The 17,340-nt window shown below is 41.5% G+C and carries 23 protein-coding genes; 3 read left to right on the forward strand and 20 right to left on the reverse strand.

The annotated features are described in order from the left end of the window. Window positions 1–7 precede the first annotated feature (7 nt). The 4 genes from LF822_RS05970 to LF822_RS05985 form a co-directional block, all read right to left on the reverse strand. Window positions 8–286, reverse strand: coding sequence for a hypothetical protein (locus tag LF822_RS05970; RefSeq protein WP_253923013.1), 279 nt, complete (start codon window positions 284–286; stop codon window positions 8–10). Beyond that, the gene (locus tag LF822_RS05975; RefSeq protein ID WP_253923014.1) at window positions 286–918 is read right to left on the reverse strand and encodes a DUF3267 domain-containing protein; all 633 of its coding nucleotides are present in this window, start codon (window positions 916–918) and stop codon (window positions 286–288) included. Before LF822_RS05975 ends, LF822_RS05970 begins: the two co-directional genes overlap by 1 nt. A 761-nt stretch (window positions 919–1,679) precedes the next feature. Next, window positions 1,680–1,856, reverse strand: a complete 177-nt coding sequence (locus LF822_RS05980; protein WP_253923015.1) for a nuclear transport factor 2 family protein — start codon at window positions 1,854–1,856, stop codon at window positions 1,680–1,682. A 259-nt stretch (window positions 1,857–2,115) separates the two neighbouring features. Further along, on the reverse strand, window positions 2,116–3,558 hold the full coding sequence (locus LF822_RS05985) for an MDR family MFS transporter (protein WP_253923016.1): 1,443 nt from the start codon (window positions 3,556–3,558) through the stop codon (window positions 2,116–2,118). Between the two features lie 176 nt (window positions 3,559–3,734). Between LF822_RS05985 and LF822_RS05990 the strand changes: the two genes are divergently transcribed. Next, window positions 3,735–4,457: a 3-ketoacyl-ACP reductase gene (locus LF822_RS05990; RefSeq protein ID WP_253923017.1), complete on the forward strand. Its 723-nt coding sequence runs from the start codon at window positions 3,735–3,737 to the stop codon at window positions 4,455–4,457. Window positions 4,458–4,578: 121 nt separating this feature from the next. Here the strand turns inward: LF822_RS05990 and LF822_RS05995 are convergent, their stop codons facing one another. The 4 genes from LF822_RS05995 to thpD all read right to left on the reverse strand — a co-directional run bounded on the left by LF822_RS05995 (window position 4,579) and on the right by thpD (window position 7,035). Next, window positions 4,579–4,989 carry an NUDIX hydrolase gene (locus LF822_RS05995; protein ID WP_253923018.1) on the reverse strand — a complete coding sequence of 137 codons (411 nt, stop codon included), beginning with the start codon at window positions 4,987–4,989 and terminating at the stop codon, window positions 4,579–4,581. A 66-nt stretch (window positions 4,990–5,055) separates the two neighbouring features. Next, window positions 5,056–5,460, reverse strand: a complete 405-nt coding sequence (locus LF822_RS06000) for a DUF4181 domain-containing protein (RefSeq protein WP_253923019.1) — start codon at window positions 5,458–5,460, stop codon at window positions 5,056–5,058. Between the two features lie 306 nt (window positions 5,461–5,766). Continuing rightward, entirely contained in the window at window positions 5,767–5,970 is a 204-nt protein-coding gene (locus tag LF822_RS06005; RefSeq protein WP_253923501.1) for a hypothetical protein, read from the reverse strand. Window positions 5,971–6,135: 165 nt separating this feature from the next. After that, window positions 6,136–7,035 carry an ectoine hydroxylase gene (gene thpD / locus LF822_RS06010; RefSeq protein ID WP_253923020.1) on the reverse strand — a complete coding sequence of 300 codons (900 nt, stop codon included), beginning with the start codon at window positions 7,033–7,035 and terminating at the stop codon, window positions 6,136–6,138. 359 nt (window positions 7,036–7,394) lie between these two features. Between thpD and LF822_RS06015 the strand changes: the two genes are divergently transcribed. Then, complete coding sequence (locus tag LF822_RS06015) at window positions 7,395–7,565, forward strand: hypothetical protein (RefSeq protein WP_253923021.1); 171 nt, start codon at window positions 7,395–7,397, stop codon at window positions 7,563–7,565. A gap of 100 nt (window positions 7,566–7,665) precedes the next feature. Here the strand turns inward: LF822_RS06015 and LF822_RS06020 are convergent, their stop codons facing one another. From LF822_RS06020 to LF822_RS06055, 8 genes are all read right to left on the reverse strand, one after another. After that, on the reverse strand, window positions 7,666–8,865 hold the full coding sequence (locus LF822_RS06020) for a S8 family peptidase (protein WP_253923022.1): 1,200 nt from the start codon (window positions 8,863–8,865) through the stop codon (window positions 7,666–7,668). 133 nt (window positions 8,866–8,998) lie between these two features. Further along, on the reverse strand, window positions 8,999–9,259 hold the full coding sequence (locus LF822_RS06025) for a hypothetical protein (protein WP_253923023.1): 261 nt from the start codon (window positions 9,257–9,259) through the stop codon (window positions 8,999–9,001). A 42-nt stretch (window positions 9,260–9,301) separates the two neighbouring features. Next, the gene (locus tag LF822_RS06030) at window positions 9,302–9,499 is read right to left on the reverse strand and encodes a hypothetical protein (protein ID WP_253923024.1); all 198 of its coding nucleotides are present in this window, start codon (window positions 9,497–9,499) and stop codon (window positions 9,302–9,304) included. A gap of 39 nt (window positions 9,500–9,538) precedes the next feature. Then, window positions 9,539–9,727, reverse strand: coding sequence for a hypothetical protein (locus tag LF822_RS06035; protein ID WP_253923025.1), 189 nt, complete (start codon window positions 9,725–9,727; stop codon window positions 9,539–9,541). Between the two features lie 140 nt (window positions 9,728–9,867). Next, window positions 9,868–10,065, reverse strand: a complete 198-nt coding sequence (locus LF822_RS06040; protein ID WP_253923026.1) for a hypothetical protein — start codon at window positions 10,063–10,065, stop codon at window positions 9,868–9,870. A 120-nt stretch (window positions 10,066–10,185) separates the two neighbouring features. Continuing rightward, entirely contained in the window at window positions 10,186–10,335 is a 150-nt protein-coding gene (locus tag LF822_RS06045) for a hypothetical protein (RefSeq protein WP_253923027.1), read from the reverse strand. A gap of 71 nt (window positions 10,336–10,406) precedes the next feature. Then, on the reverse strand, window positions 10,407–11,900 hold the full coding sequence (locus tag LF822_RS06050; protein WP_253923028.1) for a potassium/proton antiporter: 1,494 nt from the start codon (window positions 11,898–11,900) through the stop codon (window positions 10,407–10,409). Between the two features lie 179 nt (window positions 11,901–12,079). After that, window positions 12,080–14,143 (reverse strand): cation:proton antiporter, encoded by a 2,064-nt coding sequence (locus LF822_RS06055; protein WP_253923029.1) that lies wholly within the window; start codon window positions 14,141–14,143, stop codon window positions 12,080–12,082. Window positions 14,144–14,416: 273 nt separating this feature from the next. On the opposite strand from LF822_RS06055, the gene LF822_RS06060 reads away from it, so the two are divergent. Continuing rightward, window positions 14,417–14,611 (forward strand): hypothetical protein, encoded by a 195-nt coding sequence (locus LF822_RS06060; protein WP_253923030.1) that lies wholly within the window; start codon window positions 14,417–14,419, stop codon window positions 14,609–14,611. Between the two features lie 153 nt (window positions 14,612–14,764). On the opposite strand, the gene LF822_RS06065 is transcribed toward LF822_RS06060, so the two are convergent. The 4 genes from LF822_RS06065 to LF822_RS06080 form a co-directional block, all read right to left on the reverse strand. Next, on the reverse strand, window positions 14,765–15,556 hold the full coding sequence (locus LF822_RS06065) for an SDR family oxidoreductase (protein WP_253923031.1): 792 nt from the start codon (window positions 15,554–15,556) through the stop codon (window positions 14,765–14,767). An 84-nt stretch (window positions 15,557–15,640) separates the two neighbouring features. Continuing rightward, window positions 15,641–16,561 carry a 2,4-dihydroxyhept-2-ene-1,7-dioic acid aldolase gene (gene hpaI / locus LF822_RS06070; protein WP_253923032.1) on the reverse strand — a complete coding sequence of 307 codons (921 nt, stop codon included), beginning with the start codon at window positions 16,559–16,561 and terminating at the stop codon, window positions 15,641–15,643. Window positions 16,562–16,582: 21 nt separating this feature from the next. Further along, window positions 16,583–16,765 carry a hypothetical protein gene (locus LF822_RS06075; protein ID WP_253923033.1) on the reverse strand — a complete coding sequence of 61 codons (183 nt, stop codon included), beginning with the start codon at window positions 16,763–16,765 and terminating at the stop codon, window positions 16,583–16,585. Window positions 16,766–16,793: 28 nt separating this feature from the next. Further along, window positions 16,794–17,255 (reverse strand): flavin reductase family protein, encoded by a 462-nt coding sequence (locus LF822_RS06080; protein WP_253923034.1) that lies wholly within the window; start codon window positions 17,253–17,255, stop codon window positions 16,794–16,796. Window positions 17,256–17,340 lie beyond the last annotated feature (85 nt).

A 17,340-nucleotide genomic window follows, 5' to 3' on the forward strand; every position in this document is an offset into this window, starting at 1 on the left:
ACTCCTCTTAACGATGGTAACTGGACTCATTTCTAATAGAAACCTGGTACATTGCAAGAATAATTACAGTAAGCGGGCTCACCCACATCACCAGCTGGCTTTGAAACACTACGCCAATTGTAAATGGTATGAGAAAAGCAGCTGCGTATCCTGCTCCTTTCTTTTTATGAAACGCTTGAACCGCAGCCTGTACGGTTAAAAAAAGCACTCCTATTCCTACAATGACACCAAGAATCATACCAGGTTTAATACATATCCTCCTCCTTGGTAAAATTACTCGCATCATTACCTTACAGCAGCTTCACCCTTAGAGCTTTCATCTTTTTTCCAATAAGACATCATCCCATTACTGGCAATCTTCGTTCGGCCCGGCGCCTGAAAAAGGATAATAGTTGAGGTTAGCGAGTCTACAGAAGAAGCAGCCGCATTGATCATCACCAGTATGGCCACAGCAGGTGTTAATAGACCAAATATCCCCAAAACAAAAGGTGCCGCGATTGATAATAGAAAGAAAGGGGCGAGTGATATGAACAGAAACCTTCCCTTCCGTATCACCTGAGTCGTATAAACGAACCCTGCAAGCCAGTGCACTCCAATAAATGTTTCACGGGATTTCAAGAAATTCGGTACTACTATTAAATGGATGAGTTCATGTACAATAAGCAGCAGAAAGAGATAAACCAGCCCCATTAAATTAATCGTAATGCTAAAGGTCTCCGCAGGAAACTGACCCGGGCTGATTAGGGATGCTGTATACAATACAGCGAACGCGATCAGAGTATTTAAAATCATAAACGGAAAAGAAAATAAAATCGCTGTCGTTAACTTTTTGGGTTCCTTAAACGGGGTCCAGCCTTCATTGACCAGCTTAGCGTGCAGCTGCTCATTAAATACAGGAAGCTGTGTAGTGAATTTCATAAGGTCCCTCCTTCCATCTTTACTAATCAAATGATTTTCGAAACCCTTATTCTAAGAATGACTTGCAGGAGCATCCCTTCAGATTTAATACGTAACAGAAGGCTGCCTCTGTAGAAAATCCTTCGTTTTTCAGATTACTTTGTTTTCTTCAAGCAGTCGGTTTTCTATCAACATATGTAAATAAGCGTTTGGCCAGCCTTTTGCTGTGCGAATCATTCAAATATATAGTTCTCAAATATTAAATCAGCTTTCACTCTTGCTTCTTCTTTTACAACCGAATATTTAACCTGAAAATTCTCTTCTTTTTTATACAGATTTTCCTCTTAAATCTAAATTTAAGACTCACTTTCCTTATGTTTTTCCTTGACGACTTCTACTATTATTCCAATGATGAAAATTACCGAATTAAATGCCCATATTATCCATAGTTTTCCACCCGCCTGGTAAGTTGAAACAGCTGAGTACACAAATGCAGTACTCAACACCAGATAAAAAATCATCCTATAATTCACATAAATCCCCTTTCAATGATTATTGAGGTCACTTACTATCTAAACGCTTCTAAAGGCTGGAAGGTTTCAAGGAATTTCTACAACATATGACTTTAAAGCTTTAATTTTTCCATCTTTGAACTTATTAAACTTATAAATATCACAGAAGCTGTATAATATTTTTTGACCATCGGTTGTTTTCATATGAATCGTGCCGTCCACGGCAGCCGTTATCCCATGAGTTGTCACATGATGAAATGAAACATCTGCCTAAAAGTCATTCTTCATTTGCTTTAGAGCTTCAGCAAAATTTTCTTTCCCTTCGATCACGTCTGCTCCAACCATTTCCCAGGCAATATTATCCGTTACACTTTCGAATACAAAATCAATATCTCCTTTAATAAATGCCTCGTTAAATGCTTTAAGCAATTCCGCTTTTTGCGTCATTAAAATAAATCCTTCAGTAGCTGATTACATTTAGTTTAGCACAAGACAAACATAAGATTAGGGTATTTTTGTAAAAAAAACTGACTTTGAAGTAAGTCAGTTTTCTTCTGGGTGCTGTCACCAGCTCCTATTCTTAAACTATCAATTTTATTAAATCTGCTTCGAGCGGGAGCAGGATTTATTCTGGCACAAGCTCTTCCATCACAGGGTGAAGCTAAAGCGGTCGAGACGTTCTCGAGTGCTTTAGCTTCACTTAACTCTATTTAGTGCCCGCTGCCGGCCGGTGAACTTGAATATTATTAGGCTGCGCGGGGTTCTTTTTTATAAAAAAGGATAAGACCAGTCCAATTAGAGCTGAAATTCCTGCGACAATAAAGGAAACATTGACGCCATGGACCATCCCTTCCACCCCTTCATCAGGAACCGCTCCATTGGCCATAACTGTAACGAGCAATGCCGTCCCTACTGCTCCAGATACCTGACGCATTGTATTATTCATTGCAGTGCCGTGCGGTATTAAGTGAGTAGGCAGCTGATTCAATCCAGCCGTAGTGACAGGCATCATAACCATTGCTACTCCGAACATTCTCGCCGCATTTACGACAGCCAAATACGTAAACGTTGTTTCTGAACTAAGGTTTGTAAACATGAACGTAGTGATCGTAACAATAATGAGTCCGCTGATAGCAAGCCAGCGGGCCCCAAACTTATCAAACAGCCGTCCGGTAATCGGGTTCATAAAGCCCATCACGAGTGCCCCTGGGAGCAGCATCAAACCTGATTCAAACGCTGTAAACCCAAGCATATTCTGCATCAGCAGCGGAAGGACGGTCGCTCCCCCAATTAAAGCTATAAACATAACCATTCCCAGTACGGTAGTCAGCGTAAAGATTTTAATTTTAAAAACTCTAAATTCAAGAATTGGCTGCTTGAGTTTAAATTGTCTAAGGATAAACCAAGTCAGAGCTATTGCGCCAACCACCATAGATACTACGACCTGTTCATCCCCCCAGCCCATATTGCCGGCGGTACTGAATCCATATAATAATCCACCGAATCCGAGGGAAGATAGAATAATAGATAACACATCTACCTTAGGGAAGGTTTGTTTTGTGACATTTTTAAGAATAAAGTAAGCTACGATAAAGTCTATAATGACAACGGGCAGAATGACATAAAATAAACTGCGCCATGGAAACTGCTCTACAAGCCAGCCTGATAGAGTAGGGCCGATAGCGGGTGCAAAAGAAATAACAAGCCCGAACATTCCCATCGCCGCTCCTCTTTTTTCTATAGGATAAACCATCATTAGTATTGTCTGCATAAGAGGCATAATAATCCCTGCACCTGAAGCTTGAATGACCCTCCCTGCCATCAGCACAGAAAAGCTTGGCGCAATTGCACAAATTACGGTTCCTGCTGCAAATAAACCCATCGCTGTAAGGAAAAGCGCACGTGTAGTAAATCGTTCAATTAAAAATGCCGTGATTGGGATCATAATTCCATTGACAAGCATAAATATTGAAGTAAGCCACTGGGCTGTGCTTGCTTCTAAGCTTAGGTCCCTCATAATATGAGGCAGAGCAGTAGCCAGCAGCGTCTGATTTAAAATGGCAGCAAACGCACCAGAAATGAGGACGAGCATTAAGGGCCCTCTATTAATTTGTTCAGTTTCATTTGTTGAGTTAAGCTGTTCACCCATGTTAATCCTTCTTTCTCAAGATCTATTTCACATCAATAAATCATACCATATTATTTCGACCACCGAAAGGAATTTGTTTAGGTTCCTAAGTATTTTAACGGGAATCGGATGTTTTGCTTAATTAAGAAGTTAACCATACAATTGGCTTAGACGAATGAAAAGAAAGGATGGATAAAATGGCGCAGGATATTCAAGGAAAGGTTGCTTACATCACAGGAGCCGGCCGGGGCATTGGAAAAGCAGCAGCTCTGGAATTTGCACGTGAAGGTATTCATGTTGGTCTGATTGCACGTACGGAAAGCCGCCTTAAGGAAGTTGCAGAAGAAGCGGAAAAGATGGGAGTCAAGGCAAGCTATGCCGCTGCTGACATTTCCCAAATAAATGAAGTGAACGAGGCCGTTGCTCACTTAAAGAACAATCTGGGTCCTGCTGATATCCTACTAAACAATGCAGCGATTGGGTCAAAAGGTAATTTTCTTGAAATCGACCCTGAAGAGTGGAAGCGGACCTTCGAAGTAAATGTGTTTGGTACGTACCACGTCACCCGCGCCGTGCTTCCCGATCTAATTGAAAAGAACCAAGGCGATATCATCAACATTTCCTCCAGTAACGGGTTAAAAGGTACCGCCGGATCGACCGCTTACAGTGGATCGAAGTTTGCGGTTCAGGGCATGACCGAAGCCTTGATGCAGGAAGTACGCCGCAATAATATCCGTGTATTTACAATGAATCCGAGTTTAGTAGCTACAGAGCTTGCCTTTGGAGATAAGCTGGATGAGCAGGATAAAGAAAAATTCATGCAGCCCGACGACCTGGCAGAATATATGGTTTCACAGCTTAAACTCGATCAACGCATTTTTATAAAAACTTCACTTCAATGGGCCACGAACCCATTTTAATGAAAAAGCGCTCAAAGCATACAGCTTTGAGCGTTTTTCAGTTTGTTGAAAAACCAGTTCTCTTTTATCTCGAAAGTGTGGAGCCAAGCTTTTATGTGAGGACGGCGAATCGTTAACATTCTTATTTAAAACTGACGCAGAACGGCTGGCTGTTTTGATCTAAACAATATTCTATGCGTTCCAAAAAATTTCCCCACGTTACCCTCTCTCTTACTTCTTCTATAGAAAAGTAACCGACTTCTAAGGCTTCGGGAGTTGTTATTACCTCTCCACCAACCGCCCTGGCTGTAAATAGATGGTTACATATGCAGCGAGTTACATTTTGAAAAATCCCACAGTAACTGGTGATTTCAATGATGAGCCCGCACTCTTCTTTTACCTCCCTAACAGCAGCTTCTTGCAGCGGCTCCTCTTCTTCCACTTGACCTCCGGGCATTTCCCAGCCTCTTTTCGGTCCTTTAATTAACAAAATGTCGTTGTTTTCATTTACGATTACTACCGCAGCTGAAACAATGTGCCTGGGTATATTCATAACGGTCTCCCCCTGATTTATTCTAGTGAAGGAATCTTCTGCCAACAGCCCTTAAGTGTGTAATAACTACTGCTTATCTATCCAAAGCATAACCCACACAAATATAACAAACAGCAGTATGAGCTCCACAAATGAGACTTTATAATTTCTGCGATTTTCCGCAAATTTCCACTCTACATAGGTTTGAAATACAAGCTGAGCGAATGCAAAAACCATCGAAATTATAAAAGGTATGTACGTATTAGGGTAAAAAATGAAGGTTGATGCTAAAAATATTAGCAGGAAAATTGTCTTTAAGCACCAATCTCCTTTTCTATGGAAGTCGTTTATGTAAACATTTAAATTCCAATTCCTCTTATCAGCTCCCCATATATAACGAAGTACGGCAGGAATTCCAATCAATATAAATCCTAATGCGCCAATAAGTGGGATAAATTCCACCCAAAATCCGTCCTGTAATCCATACGCCATAATCTAACGACCCCAATCCTTATTTCTTGCTTATATTACGGATTCACCCCGATTTCAGTTTCATCTGAAGTTAGTAAAAGAAAAAGCTCGAGGTACTAAATACCTCAAGCTCAGCTTGTAGAGAAACCCTGTGTTTTACTACAAGCTTTTTTTTGTGCGCCCGTGCGGACAAATACCATTCGCTTTCCGCGGACGAACGCCCGAGCCTCCTCGTGAAAACCCCACTGCGGGGTCTCGAATCGCCCGTTTTTCCGCAGGAGTCTCCTGGTATTTGACCGCCCTTCACCAAAAAAGACTCTCCTTCACCTAACTCACCTTGGTTAGGTGAAGGGCAATCTTTTTCATGTTCTGGCAGGCAGCCGTCAGTAACGCCTGCTCTCGAACTTTTTCGGGGATAAAGGAGAAATCTATGTATTGGTCAATCTTACGGAGTAAGTGATTTTCCGGGACAAGCTCTTCAATCGTTACGATTTCCATTTCATTTTGTCGTTCTTTTCTGGACTGAAACAAAAGATCACCTCCTAAACAGATTCTTATCTATAGGCTAACAAATGAACGCGGTGAAAAATAAAAGAAATCAAAAAAATCAGGCTGTCGAGAAAGTCTCGACAGCCTGAGCTCGAGGTTCTAAATACCTCGAGCTTTTAACTGTTGCGGGGAAGCTTTTTATAGAAATCAGCTGTGACTAAAGGATTTAGCACCTTCTCTTACAGCAATGAATTCCGGTCGCTCTTTTCCTCCTGAGAAAGGTTTAACGAGCTGGTTTTCCACACTATTGTAAACCATGAACAGGTTGTTTCGGCTGTATGGGGTAATGTTGCCGTTGGATCCGTGCATCGTATTGCTTTCAAATAAGGTAATCGAACCAGCTTTTCCTGTTGGAACTGAAATCCCCTCTCCCTTCTCAGCGAGCCAGCGCAGACTATCATGATCAGGTACACCTAGCTTTTGCTTTTGAAGCGATTCTTTGTAATTATCGTCTGGCGTTTCACCTATGCAACTCACGTAATAGTTTTGGGACCCTGGTATAAGCATCAAAGGCCCGTTAAAGGTATAGTTATCTGATAGGGCAATGGACAGACTGACAGCTCTCATCCGGGGCATACCGTCTTCTACGTGCCATGTTTCAAAATCGGAATGCCAGTCGAACTCTTTACCTGTAAATCCCGGCTTATAATTAATGCGGGATTGATGAATATAGACATCACTTCCCAATAAATGATTTACTATGTCTAAAATACGTTGATCGTTTGCTACATCTTTGAAGTAGTTGTCATCTTCATGAACATGGAAAATGGAACGAATTTCATCACTCTGTGGTTCTCGAACCACTTTATCAGAAAAAGTATCCCGGCTGTCGTCCTGAAGTTCAAAGATCCCTTTCTGCATTTGAGAAACCTCTTGTTCAGAAAAGAAATTCTCAATCTGCAGAAAACCATTCTTCTCATAAAAATTAAGCTTATCTTTGGAAATCGGGGCTTCGTGGTCCTTAGAGCGATCCGTATGAATAACTGGATCCTGTCTCTCTAAAATCTCCGGCTTATTTTTTTTTCTGGATGGATAAAGATCTTTCATTATAAAACACTCCTTAAAAAAATGATAAATGTATTCTACGAAATGAAGTCGTTTTCCAGGCTGTTCATCTCTACTAAGCTTCCCCACGTACGCATCTTCTTCCCACTGTGCATCTGGATAAACTACTATTTCAAGAAAATTTAATTATTCGATGATAAAGTTTGATAACAAGAGATACAGCGAGCAAACACTATATATTTAATCCGCATTTCGACTCATCGCTTCACATCGCTCCACATTCTTTTTACATTCTATCACTTATTATAAATATATTAATATAATATTTATTCTTTTCGGATGAATCGCAGCATAGGATACGCTGAGTTGGTTTTTGACGTCATCATGGAGGTGAATACTAAATGGATTTATTTTTTTACATCACGATAATTATTGCTCTGTCCTTTATTTACCAAAGCTACGACAAGAAAAAATCTAATGAACTTAAAATAAAAGAAATGGAACTCGAGCAAAAGAAGCTTGAAGTGGAGAAGCTGCGGCTGCAGAAAAAGACGGAGGGCGGGGAAGAATAGTTTCTTTCAAAGAACAAAAGCGCAAGCGCCCTGGTAGACAACACAAAAAAGCTGACTCTAAAGGCCCCCACCTTTAAAGAGTCAGCTTTTTCTCAATAGATTAATAGTTTAATGCTGCATATGAATTAATTCGTCCATCATTAAAGTAATATCCTGTCCCGGAAATTGGATCAGCGGTATTCTCAATAGCCGCTCGGATGTCGGAATTGCTGCGTCCTTGAGATGCCAATAATCCGGCCAGGCCGGCAACGTGCGGAGATGCCATAGATGTCCCAGACATGTAAGCATATCCACCATTAGGAACCGTAGATGCAATATCTACACCTGGTGCGGTTACATCAACCCATGTGCCATAATTGGAAAAGGATGCTTTATTATCATATTGATCCACTGCCCCTACGGCGAGCACATTGCTGTACGATGCAGGCTCAAAAGTAGTCGATACACCATCATTTCCAGCTGCGGCGATTACAACGGACCCCTGATTCCAGGCATAATTCACAGCGTTTTCCAGGGTTTGAGTATCGCAGTCACAGCCTAACGATAAATTAATGACTTCGGCTCCTTCATCAGCTGAATAGCGAATGGCATCAGCTATAGCCGCCAGAGAACCGCTTCCGTTTGCATCTAAAGCACGTACAGCTAATATTTCAGTATTCGGGGCCATGCCCGCAACACCTTGAGCATTATTGGTTTCAGCTGCTGCCGTTCCCGCCACGTGGGTGCCGTGTCCATTTTCATCCATTGGGTTATAATCATAATCTATAAAATCGTAGCCAAGGACAGTCTTTCCGTCTAAATCAGGATGGTTGTAATCAACACCGGAATCCACTATAGCGATCTGCTGGCTGCTGCTTCCTCTTGTTATGTCCCAGGCCGCTTCCGTATTTGTGTTCTGCGGCCCGTATTGTGCACTGTTATAATAAGTATCATTTGGAGACCACGTGCTTTCAAACTCATAGTTAGGCTCAGCATATTCTACGTTTGGATTCTTATTTAAAGCTTCTACTGCTTTTTCCACATTGCCTACCTTTAAGACTTTAAATTCTGAATCTACAGCATCTTTATCCTCGATTTCTTCCGCTGATGCGCCCTTAACTGCAGACTGTTGAGCAGATTTCCCTTTACCTTCTTTAAACTTAACCACCACTTCACCTTTTACATAGTCCCCCTTGCTCTGTTCAGCCTTCGACTCCACCTTTGGCAGATCATCTTTTTTGTCTGCTGAAGCTTCGCCGGCATTTGGCATCAATGAGAGAGTAACTGCGAATGATAATACAGCTAATCCTTTCCACTTCATAAAAATTCCTCCTTTATTTTGGTATATATAAACATTCACCAAAATAAGGAGGGATTCCTGCAGTTTCGACTTGGGAAAGACCTAATGATTTTATCATGTTAAAGAGGTCTTCAAGCTCGTCACTTGGGCAATATCATTCTTTTCCGAGTACGAGGAGTCCATGCATCCTTTTCATAAAATAAGGACCGTTCAACTCACGCGGCGGAACCCCGTAATAGGATTTTACAGCCACTTTGTCTGCTCTTTTGTTTTCCCCTATGTACTGGTTAATCTTTGCCTCTGGGGCTTTATATGGTTCAATGACAATTGTATCGTCAATTCTTACACTGAATCTTCCACTAATCTTCAATTTCTTTTTGCCAAAGTATAACTCTTTAATCGGTTCGATGGCCACTCTTTCCTTTCGTTCTCAAAATTCATTCAGCCCTCATGGCTGTTAAAAGAATGTCTGGTAATAGACATAAGCAACCACAATCGAAAGCATAGATGCAATCGATCCCGTCAGCGAAGCAGGAAGCCTCAACTCCCTAAGAACCGCCATACTTATCATACCAGCCACAACCATACAAATGCCTAAAGAGAATAGATGGAATATGACATAGTTCATAGAACCATAATCTACCTCTCCAAACAATTCGACACCTCCAATGCCTCTCCTGTCTATCACTGCGACCTACTTTACTATTTTTATATATTCAGTCGCGCCGCATTTTCCGCACTGAATCAGTACATCTGCAAGATCTTTATCTAGAAACGAGATATGCCTTGGTCCCATTGAATGAGTGCGGCAATTCTCACAAATGTAACGATCTGTTATGGCAAAAATGTACGAGTGAAAATCAAGTTGTAAAGCCTCTGTCAATCGACTTCCCTCCTTCGACCTACCACTCCCCGAACCTACACCTATTATATCGGACTATTTCGACAAAATTATACATTTTCCTGCCTGTACATGAAAATTTTTCTGAAAAAATTAAAAAGACACCCTTTTTTCAGGATGTCTTAAGACTTATTTACAGCGTGAATCAACGTCATTAATGTAGGAGAAACCGTGTTAGTATCCACTAATCCATCCTCGCATTCTTTAACTTTATCCAGCTGCTGAATAAAATAATCATCGCGGCACTTAAACTTTAACTCACCCGAACAAATCTGACCTTTCACACTCAAAACCTGTTGATGCAGCCATTCCCGGTCCAAAGATCCTCTCTCCTTTACCATCAGTGTTTATTTAGACAGTATAGGCGCCGACATGGAAAAATATACTTATTTTATTAATTTAAATCTAAAAAAATCCAGAGCAGAAAGCATGCTCCGGATTTATTCTTCTCTTTTGGTGACGTATTCGTTCGGTTTTTCTCCACTCTGACTGTTGTGGTTCTTAAATTGGCTCAGTCTTCCATTACGATGTTCACCATGATTTTTGTTTTCTTTAAACTGGTTATCCACTTTTTTATCTTTTTTCGACATATTCATCCTCCCTTTCTCATTTTTAGTTTGAAGAAAGAGAGAAAAATTATTCATGGGAAGGCAGCAGCAGTTTATGAACTTTTTTCTTGCTGCTTTGATTTTTCTTCCAGTACTTTTCGAAGTTCTTCTTTGTGCTTCGATTCAACCAAAATATAAAGAAAATCACCTTCCTCAATTTTCGTTTCCCCATAAGGTGTAATCACTTGATTATTCCTGATAATGGCACTAATATTAGCCCGATTCGGAAATGAAACTTCAGATAATTTTTGACCTACAATCGCGGACTCTGCATTCGTTTGATACTGGATCATTTCAGCGGACGCTTTCCCCATTGAAATCAATTCAATGGAATGGTGTGGAATGTCCTTTTTAGGACCGACGAGATTCAATTTCTTTGCAGCGTAAGATATGGTTGAACCCTGTACTAAAGTAGAGGTTAATACGACGAAAAAAACAATATTAAAGAGTGTCTGGCTGTTGTTAAGTCCGTCTACAATCGGAAAGGTTGCCAGAACAATAGGTACAGCTCCCCGCAGTCCTGCCCATGAAATAAATGTCTTTTCCTTTATCGAATAATTCATTTTAATCGTGGACAAGAATACAGCTGCGGGTCGTGCGGCGAGCATAAGTATAGCAGATAGCAGAAGTCCATTAATAATTATATTTACAGTAAACAGCTGCCCGGGGAATACAAGTAATCCTAAAATGATGAACATAAGGATTTGGGCCATCCAGGCAAAGCCTTCATTAAATTGAAAAATAGAATAACGATAGGTCAGCTCGGAGTTGCCAATAACTAATGCAGCTACATATACAGCCAAGAAGCCGCTTCCCCCGACAATTGCAGTACCGCTGTAGGTAATCAATGCGAAGGCCACTGAGAAAATAGGGTAAAGTGCGCTCGAGTCAAGCTTAATTCGATTGATTGAGAATGAGGCTAATTTACCGAATCCAAATCCTAATAATAAACCAAGACCCATTTGAAGGAAAAAGGTTGGAATCATCATGAAAATGCTGCTGTCTTCTATGACAATAAGCTCAATTAACGATAACGTTAAAAAAACGGCCATCGGATCGTTCGTTCCCGATTCAGCTTCTAGTGTCGCCCCCATCTTCGCTTTGATATTACGCTCTTTTAACGCGGCAAATACTGCTGCAGCGTCAGTTGAGCCTACTATTGCCCCAAAAAGAAGACCTTCAAGCAAAGTAATATCTAAAATGAAGTAGGCTGCGAATCCAACAATCGTTGATGTCAATAAGACTCCAAGCGTAGCAAGGGATAACGAAGCACCTGCCACGGATCGAACCGTGGTCCACTTCGTATGCAGGCCCCCTTCAAAAAGAATGATAACCAGGGCAAAGACGCCGATAATCTGGGCCACTCTCGCATTGTCGAAATAAATAAGACCTAATCCGTCACTTCCAACCAGCATGCCTACAAGAATAAAGAGGACAAGGGAAGGAATGCCCCAGCGGCTGGAAAAGCGGGCTACCAGAATCCCGCTGAAAAATAATAAGGCTGTAATAAGCAGAAAAGAATCCGTACCAAATGATTCAAATAACATATAATCTTGAGTCTCCTTATGAATGGGAATAGAAGTGAAATATTGAACACATTCGTTCAACGAGGAAAAATTAGATCGAAGCGTGTACTTAAATTTTATCATATTATGACACAGAACGTTTCTGATGCGCCTTGCCTCTAACAAAAGAAGAGCACCAGACAGGTGCTCTTCAGGTAAAATCAATCATGATAATCGCTTCTAAATAACAGCTCTTTAGGTACCTCCGTTCCTCTCGTCCCTCTTAAATCGGCTTCCTTCATTTCCGTAGGATAGAAAACGATTAAGCTTCCCTTGTTCATATCAGCAAGCTTTTTTGGAAGCACCTCAAGTTCTGGGTGCCAGGCCACGGTCCCGCGGCGGGCACTAACTAAAATAATAAGGTCCGTGGACTTTATACCTGTGAGATCCTCTCCATAAAGGGAATCCCAGCTTTCAGAGGAGTAAAAGTCTATCGTCACGCCCGGACGGATTCTCTTAGAAACGACTTCATAGGTCTCAAGATTATCTCTTACAACATAACCCTTTAAAGAAGCATTCAGCTGCATGGCAATATCTTTTATGATCGAGATCGAATCTTCAAATCCCGGCTTAAAAGCAACGTTATTAGGAACAATTAATATGATCCGCTCCGTTGTATTTAAAGGATGACGAACCCTTGTAATTAAAGAACGCTGATACGTGTGCTCAATAAAATTATCAATAATGCCCCCAAAAATCTTCTGACTGCCTACGCGCTGTCCGTTCCAGCCGGCAATAATTGTTGTAATACGCTCTTCAGCCACCGCACGTTCGATACCTCGGCCAATGTTACGATCGACTCGTGTTAACAGTTTAACAGGAACGTCGGCACCTGAAGCGTAGATCACTGAGTGACCAAGCATCCGTTCCGCCTGCGCCACCTCTGTACTTGCTTTTTTTAGATCTTTTTGTACGACACTCAATGGGTAGAGTGGCTCTTCTGTACCTTTAGCTTTCTTTATAATAAAACCAAGATCCATAAGCGACTCCATCGTACCTGGATTTGCCAGGGGTATGAGTATGCGCTCAGGCATGCTTTCCATCTGCGGTTCCTGCTCCTGAGAAGTGGAGAGCTTCCTTGCATATTTCTCCGAGAAATATGGTCCCAGAATACAGGTTAATAAAATCATTACGATGACAGCGTTCACTGTCTGCTGATTAAGCAGTCCGATTTCATACCCGACTAGTGTAGATGCAAGGGTAGCTGCTGCCTGTGAAATTGAAAGACCAAAAATAATCTTTCGTTCGTTCACCGAGTAATTGTAAACTTTAGCCGTAATAAATCCGGCTGCCGCTTTGCCAAATACAACAGAGAAAAGAATTAACCCCGTTACGAGCAGGGCCTCTGGACTTGAAAATAACACACTTAAATCCATTAACATTCCGACTGATAATAGGAAAAACGGGATAAATAACGCATTTGCCGTAAACCGTATGCGATTCATCAATGGTCCATGATCATAAATGTAGCGATTCAAGGCCAGCCCTGCAAGGAAAGCGCCAATAATAGGCTCAAGCCCTGCAAATAAAGCAACACTTCCGGCTACGAATAAGATCGCCATAACAAAATTAAATTCTGTCGCTCCATCGTTGCTGGAGTTCCGGAAAAACCACCTGGAAATATACGGAGTCACAATAAAGATTCCACTGGCAAACAAAGCCGTCGCTACGATCAACTGTGCCCAGAACCCCATAGATAGTTCACCTTGAGATGCTCCTGTGATCACAGCAAGTACAAGCATAGCTAACGTATCCGTTAATAACGTGCCGCCAATCGCGGTAGTGACTGCTTTATTCTTAGCGACGCCGAGCCTGCTGACGATCGGGTAGCCTAACAGCGTGTGTGAACCCACGATTGAGCCGAGCAGAATAGCAGCGGGGATGCTGAATTCTAAATATATACCGACTGCTGTACCAAGAGCTAAAGGTATACTAAAAGATAAAAAACCAAAAACAATACTCCGGTTTTTATACTTTTTAAACCCATCTATATCCAATTCCAATCCTGCAATAAATATAATAAACAGCAAACCAACTGTGCCGAGAAGCTCAATGGTTGAATCTCTCGCCAGCCAGTCTAATCCATTTGGTCCTACAATTATACCGGCTACAATCGGCCCAATGATAGCAGGAATTCTTAATTTCCCCATTAAAATTGGGAAAAACAGAAAGATCAATACAGCTAAACCAAAGATAATTACTGGTTCCTGTAATGGAATATTCATTGTTAAACCCTCACAATCTCTAGACCATCACTGACGCTAAGAGTCAACTACATATCATATATGGGTCGATTTAATTGAGTGCCCCTCTAACGTTTTTAAATTTAGAGTTGCACTATATTAGTCAATAATATACTACACCTAATTCTAAAAAGACAACACATAAACTCATATTTATAAAATTTTAATGTTATATAATCTAACATCATTGTGAGAATTCGGGGTTGTAAACGTATTCTTTCCTATTATATACTTATCGCGACAGGAGGTTTAAAGATGGCTATACGTTTAATCACTTTTTTCATGATTGGTGCTGTCATTTTTACATTGTTCACATTGTTTTTGCCCGATTTTTTAGGATACTTCTGGGTAGCATTAAGTATCTTGTTAATCATAGGATTTGCTTATCTCAGTTTCTATTATTTGAAAAAAATTATTACACTGATTAGTGCAGAAAAAAGAAATCATTAAAAAGGTCTCTCAAAAATTGAGAGACCTTTTTAATGCCGACTGGAACGAAGGACCCTTCCCTTACGCGGAAAGCCCCGCTTTTTCCTGTTCCTTTTTTCAGATACAAGGGAGGTGTCTTGTCTATCTCCAATCATGCTTTTCAACAGCCTGTTTTTAAAGTGCTTTGACAAGCCCGCCGTCCACAACAATCGCCTGCCCTGTTACATATGTATTTCCACCTGAGGCTAGAAAAACAACCGCGCGGGCAAACTCCTCCGGTTTCCCGTACCGCTTAATAGGAATATTGTCTGCTGCTTTCTCCTGCACTTCCTCCTTGGAAACCCCTAGCTCTTCAGCTTTCTTCCGGTCAAGACTTTCCACGCGATCTGTAGCAATTCTTCCAGGACCTACGGTGTTAATTAAAATATTGTGAGGAGCCAATTCCTGGGATAAGCTTTTTGAAAGTCCGACGATACCTGCACGAAAGGTGTTGGATAGAATTAATTGATCGAGTGTCTGTTTAATTGAAGATGAAGCAATATTGATAATGTGACCGCTTTGCTGCTCCTTCATGTGAGGAAGCACTTCTCTGACAGTCCGCGTGAAGCTTAACAGATTAAGCTCAAATGCCTTCTGCCAGTCCTCATCGGTGAAATCTTCAAAGGTTCCTGCAGGAGGACCGCCGGCGTTGTTAATAAGTACATCTACCTTCCCATTCCACTCCACTGCCTTTTTCACGAGACGTGTAATGTGAGCAGGCTTTTTCATATCGCACACGATAATATCGACATTTTCATTTCCTGTTTCCCTAATTATCTCTTCCTTAGCCCGACGCAAATCCTCTTCACTCCGGCTTGATATTAAAACGCGGGCTCCTTCTTTGGCGAATTCCACAGCAGATGCTTTACCTAAACCTTTACTCGCAGCTGTTACAACCACTGACTTGCCTTTTAAATGTAAATCCATACCCTTCACCCTCTCTTGAAAGTTACTCATAGTATAACAAAAAAGAAGCACAAAACACGGTCAGGTGTTCTGTACTTCTTTCTGTTACGCGTACTCCAATGTGATATTGTATTTGTTAAGCGTCGCACGTATTTCTTCCTGCAGTTCCTTTGTCGGCACATCCATCGGCAGACGAAGATGGGGCTCAATTTTGCCCATCATAGCAAGGGCAGCTTTGACAGGTGCAGGGTTCGTATCTTTAAAAAGCACATCATTGAGTTCCATTAGTTCATAATGAAGCTTCCGGGCACGTTCCACGTCTCCGTCGAACCAGGCATCGTGCATTTCTGCCACTTTCCCGGGGAGAACGTTTGCTGTAGCACTGACCGAACCGGCACCACCGATGGCAAGCATCGGAAAGCATAACAGCTCAATGCCGGAGAATAGAAGAAAATCACGTCCGCATCGCTGCAGCACGCGGTTAACATGCTCAAAATCCTTATTCGATTCTTTTACTCCAATAATATTCGGGCAGTCCTTCGTAAGCTGAGCCAGCGTATCAACGTGTAAATTCTGCGCCGTTCTCCCAGGAATATTATAAATAATAATGGGAATTTCTACAGAGTCAGCTACCGTTTTGAAGTGCTTATACAAAGCATGCTGATTCGGCTTATTGTAATAAGGTACAATCACCATCGCAGCATCTGCTCCGATCTGTTCAGCTTTTTTTGTTAATTGCATGGTTTCCTCATGATTTGTCGATCCCGTACCCGGCACAAAAGGTACACGTCCGTTGATTACTTTTAATGAATTCACCATCACCTGCCCTCGCTCCTCCAGGGTTAACGAGCTCGGTTCACCTGAAGTTCCCGTAACTGAAATCCCATGAGTCCCGTTTGCTAATTGAAATTCAATTAAGCTGTTCATTTTCTCAAAATCAATTGCTCCGTCTGCTTTAAATGGCGTTATAACTGGAGTGATCGACCCTCTTAACCTTGATTTAATGTCACTGTAATCTACTGCCATGCTTTAGCTCCTCCTTTACTTTTATAAACACAGGGCAAGCATATTGGCCTGCGCATGACAATCGTGCATTTCAAAATCGGCACTAAAATGATTCCAGCTGCCAACCAATGGTTCATTTTGGCCGAATAATGATTCATGAAACAATTGAATAGTCACTCGCTCACCGTCTGACCTCCGGCTGATAGACGCACATGCCTTATGCACGGAAGCCCTGGTAGGATACGGTCACTTGTTATGAAGTTACTTGACTGTTATATTTTCCTTCAAAGAAGGTGAGCGGCTCACCATCCTGGACGCTTAAGTTAAAAACTTCACCTATATATAAAATGTGATCTCCAGCTTCGTGGGAATCATAGACATGACACGCTAGACTGACGAGCGAATTCCCGATCACCGGCAAGTCTTCAAACGTATCAAATGCGACGTCGCGGTCTTTTAACTGTCCTGCAAAGATCATCGACATTTCCTGCTGTTGATCTGACAGAATATTTACGGTAAATTTTTGTGCCTCTTCAATGGTCTGATTCATTTTCGCGTTTTTTCCAACCGAGATAAGGATCAGCTTAGGTTCGAGCGAGACAGACATAAAAGCGTTGGCTGTCATGCCGTGCACATCACCATTCGCTTCTGACACAATGACGGTGACCCCTGTAGCAAACTTTCCCATAGCTGTTCTGAACATACGATCATCCATTATCGATCACCTCATTTTTTATTTTCTTAAACAAGTAACTTCTCATATAGGCACTTTAGATACTACGGGCTGCACACTACTTCGT

The sequence above is a fragment of the Halobacillus sp. A5 genome, from assembly GCF_024189315.1.
Taxonomy (GTDB): Bacteria; Bacillota; Bacilli; order Bacillales; family Halobacillaceae; genus Halobacillus_A.

Bases quoted from the DNA above. Each gene is read 5' to 3' on its own strand.
- LF822_RS06015 (WP_253923021.1), top strand. From the start codon at position 7,395: ATGGATTTATTTTTTTACATCACGATAATTATTGCTCTGTCCTTTATT.
- LF822_RS06000 (WP_253923019.1), bottom strand. From the start codon at position 5,460: ATGGCGTATGGATTACAGGACGGATTTTGGGTGGAATTTATCCCACTT.
- LF822_RS06050 (WP_253923028.1), bottom strand. From the start codon at position 11,900: ATGTTATTTGAATCATTTGGTACGGATTCTTTTCTGCTTATTACAGCC.
- LF822_RS06065 (WP_253923031.1), bottom strand. From the start codon at position 15,556: ATGGATTTACATTTAAAAGGCAAGTCAGTGGTTGTAACAGCTGCGAGT.
- LF822_RS05985 (WP_253923016.1), bottom strand. From the start codon at position 3,558: ATGGGTGAACAGCTTAACTCAACAAATGAAACTGAACAAATTAATAGA.
- hpaI (WP_253923032.1), bottom strand. From the start codon at position 16,561: ATGGCAGTAGATTACAGTGACATTAAATCAAGGTTAAGAGGGTCGATC.
- LF822_RS06060 (WP_253923030.1), top strand. From the start codon at position 14,417: ATGGCTATACGTTTAATCACTTTTTTCATGATTGGTGCTGTCATTTTT.
- LF822_RS06055 (WP_253923029.1), bottom strand. From the start codon at position 14,143: ATGAATATTCCATTACAGGAACCAGTAATTATCTTTGGTTTAGCTGTA.
- LF822_RS05970 (WP_253923013.1), bottom strand. From the start codon at position 286: ATGATGCGAGTAATTTTACCAAGGAGGAGGATATGTATTAAACCTGGT.
- LF822_RS06045 (WP_253923027.1), bottom strand. From the start codon at position 10,335: ATGTCGAAAAAAGATAAAAAAGTGGATAACCAGTTTAAAGAAAACAAA.
- LF822_RS05995 (WP_253923018.1), bottom strand. From the start codon at position 4,989: ATGAATATACCCAGGCACATTGTTTCAGCTGCGGTAGTAATCGTAAAT.
- LF822_RS05975 (WP_253923014.1), bottom strand. From the start codon at position 918: ATGAAATTCACTACACAGCTTCCTGTATTTAATGAGCAGCTGCACGCT.
- thpD (WP_253923020.1), bottom strand. From the start codon at position 7,035: ATGAAAGATCTTTATCCATCCAGAAAAAAAAATAAGCCGGAGATTTTA.
- LF822_RS05980 (WP_253923015.1), bottom strand. From the start codon at position 1,856: ATGACGCAAAAAGCGGAATTGCTTAAAGCATTTAACGAGGCATTTATT.
- LF822_RS05990 (WP_253923017.1), top strand. From the start codon at position 3,735: ATGGCGCAGGATATTCAAGGAAAGGTTGCTTACATCACAGGAGCCGGC.
- LF822_RS06080 (WP_253923034.1), bottom strand. From the start codon at position 17,255: ATGGATGATCGTATGTTCAGAACAGCTATGGGAAAGTTTGCTACAGGG.
- LF822_RS06020 (WP_253923022.1), bottom strand. From the start codon at position 8,865: ATGAAGTGGAAAGGATTAGCTGTATTATCATTCGCAGTTACTCTCTCA.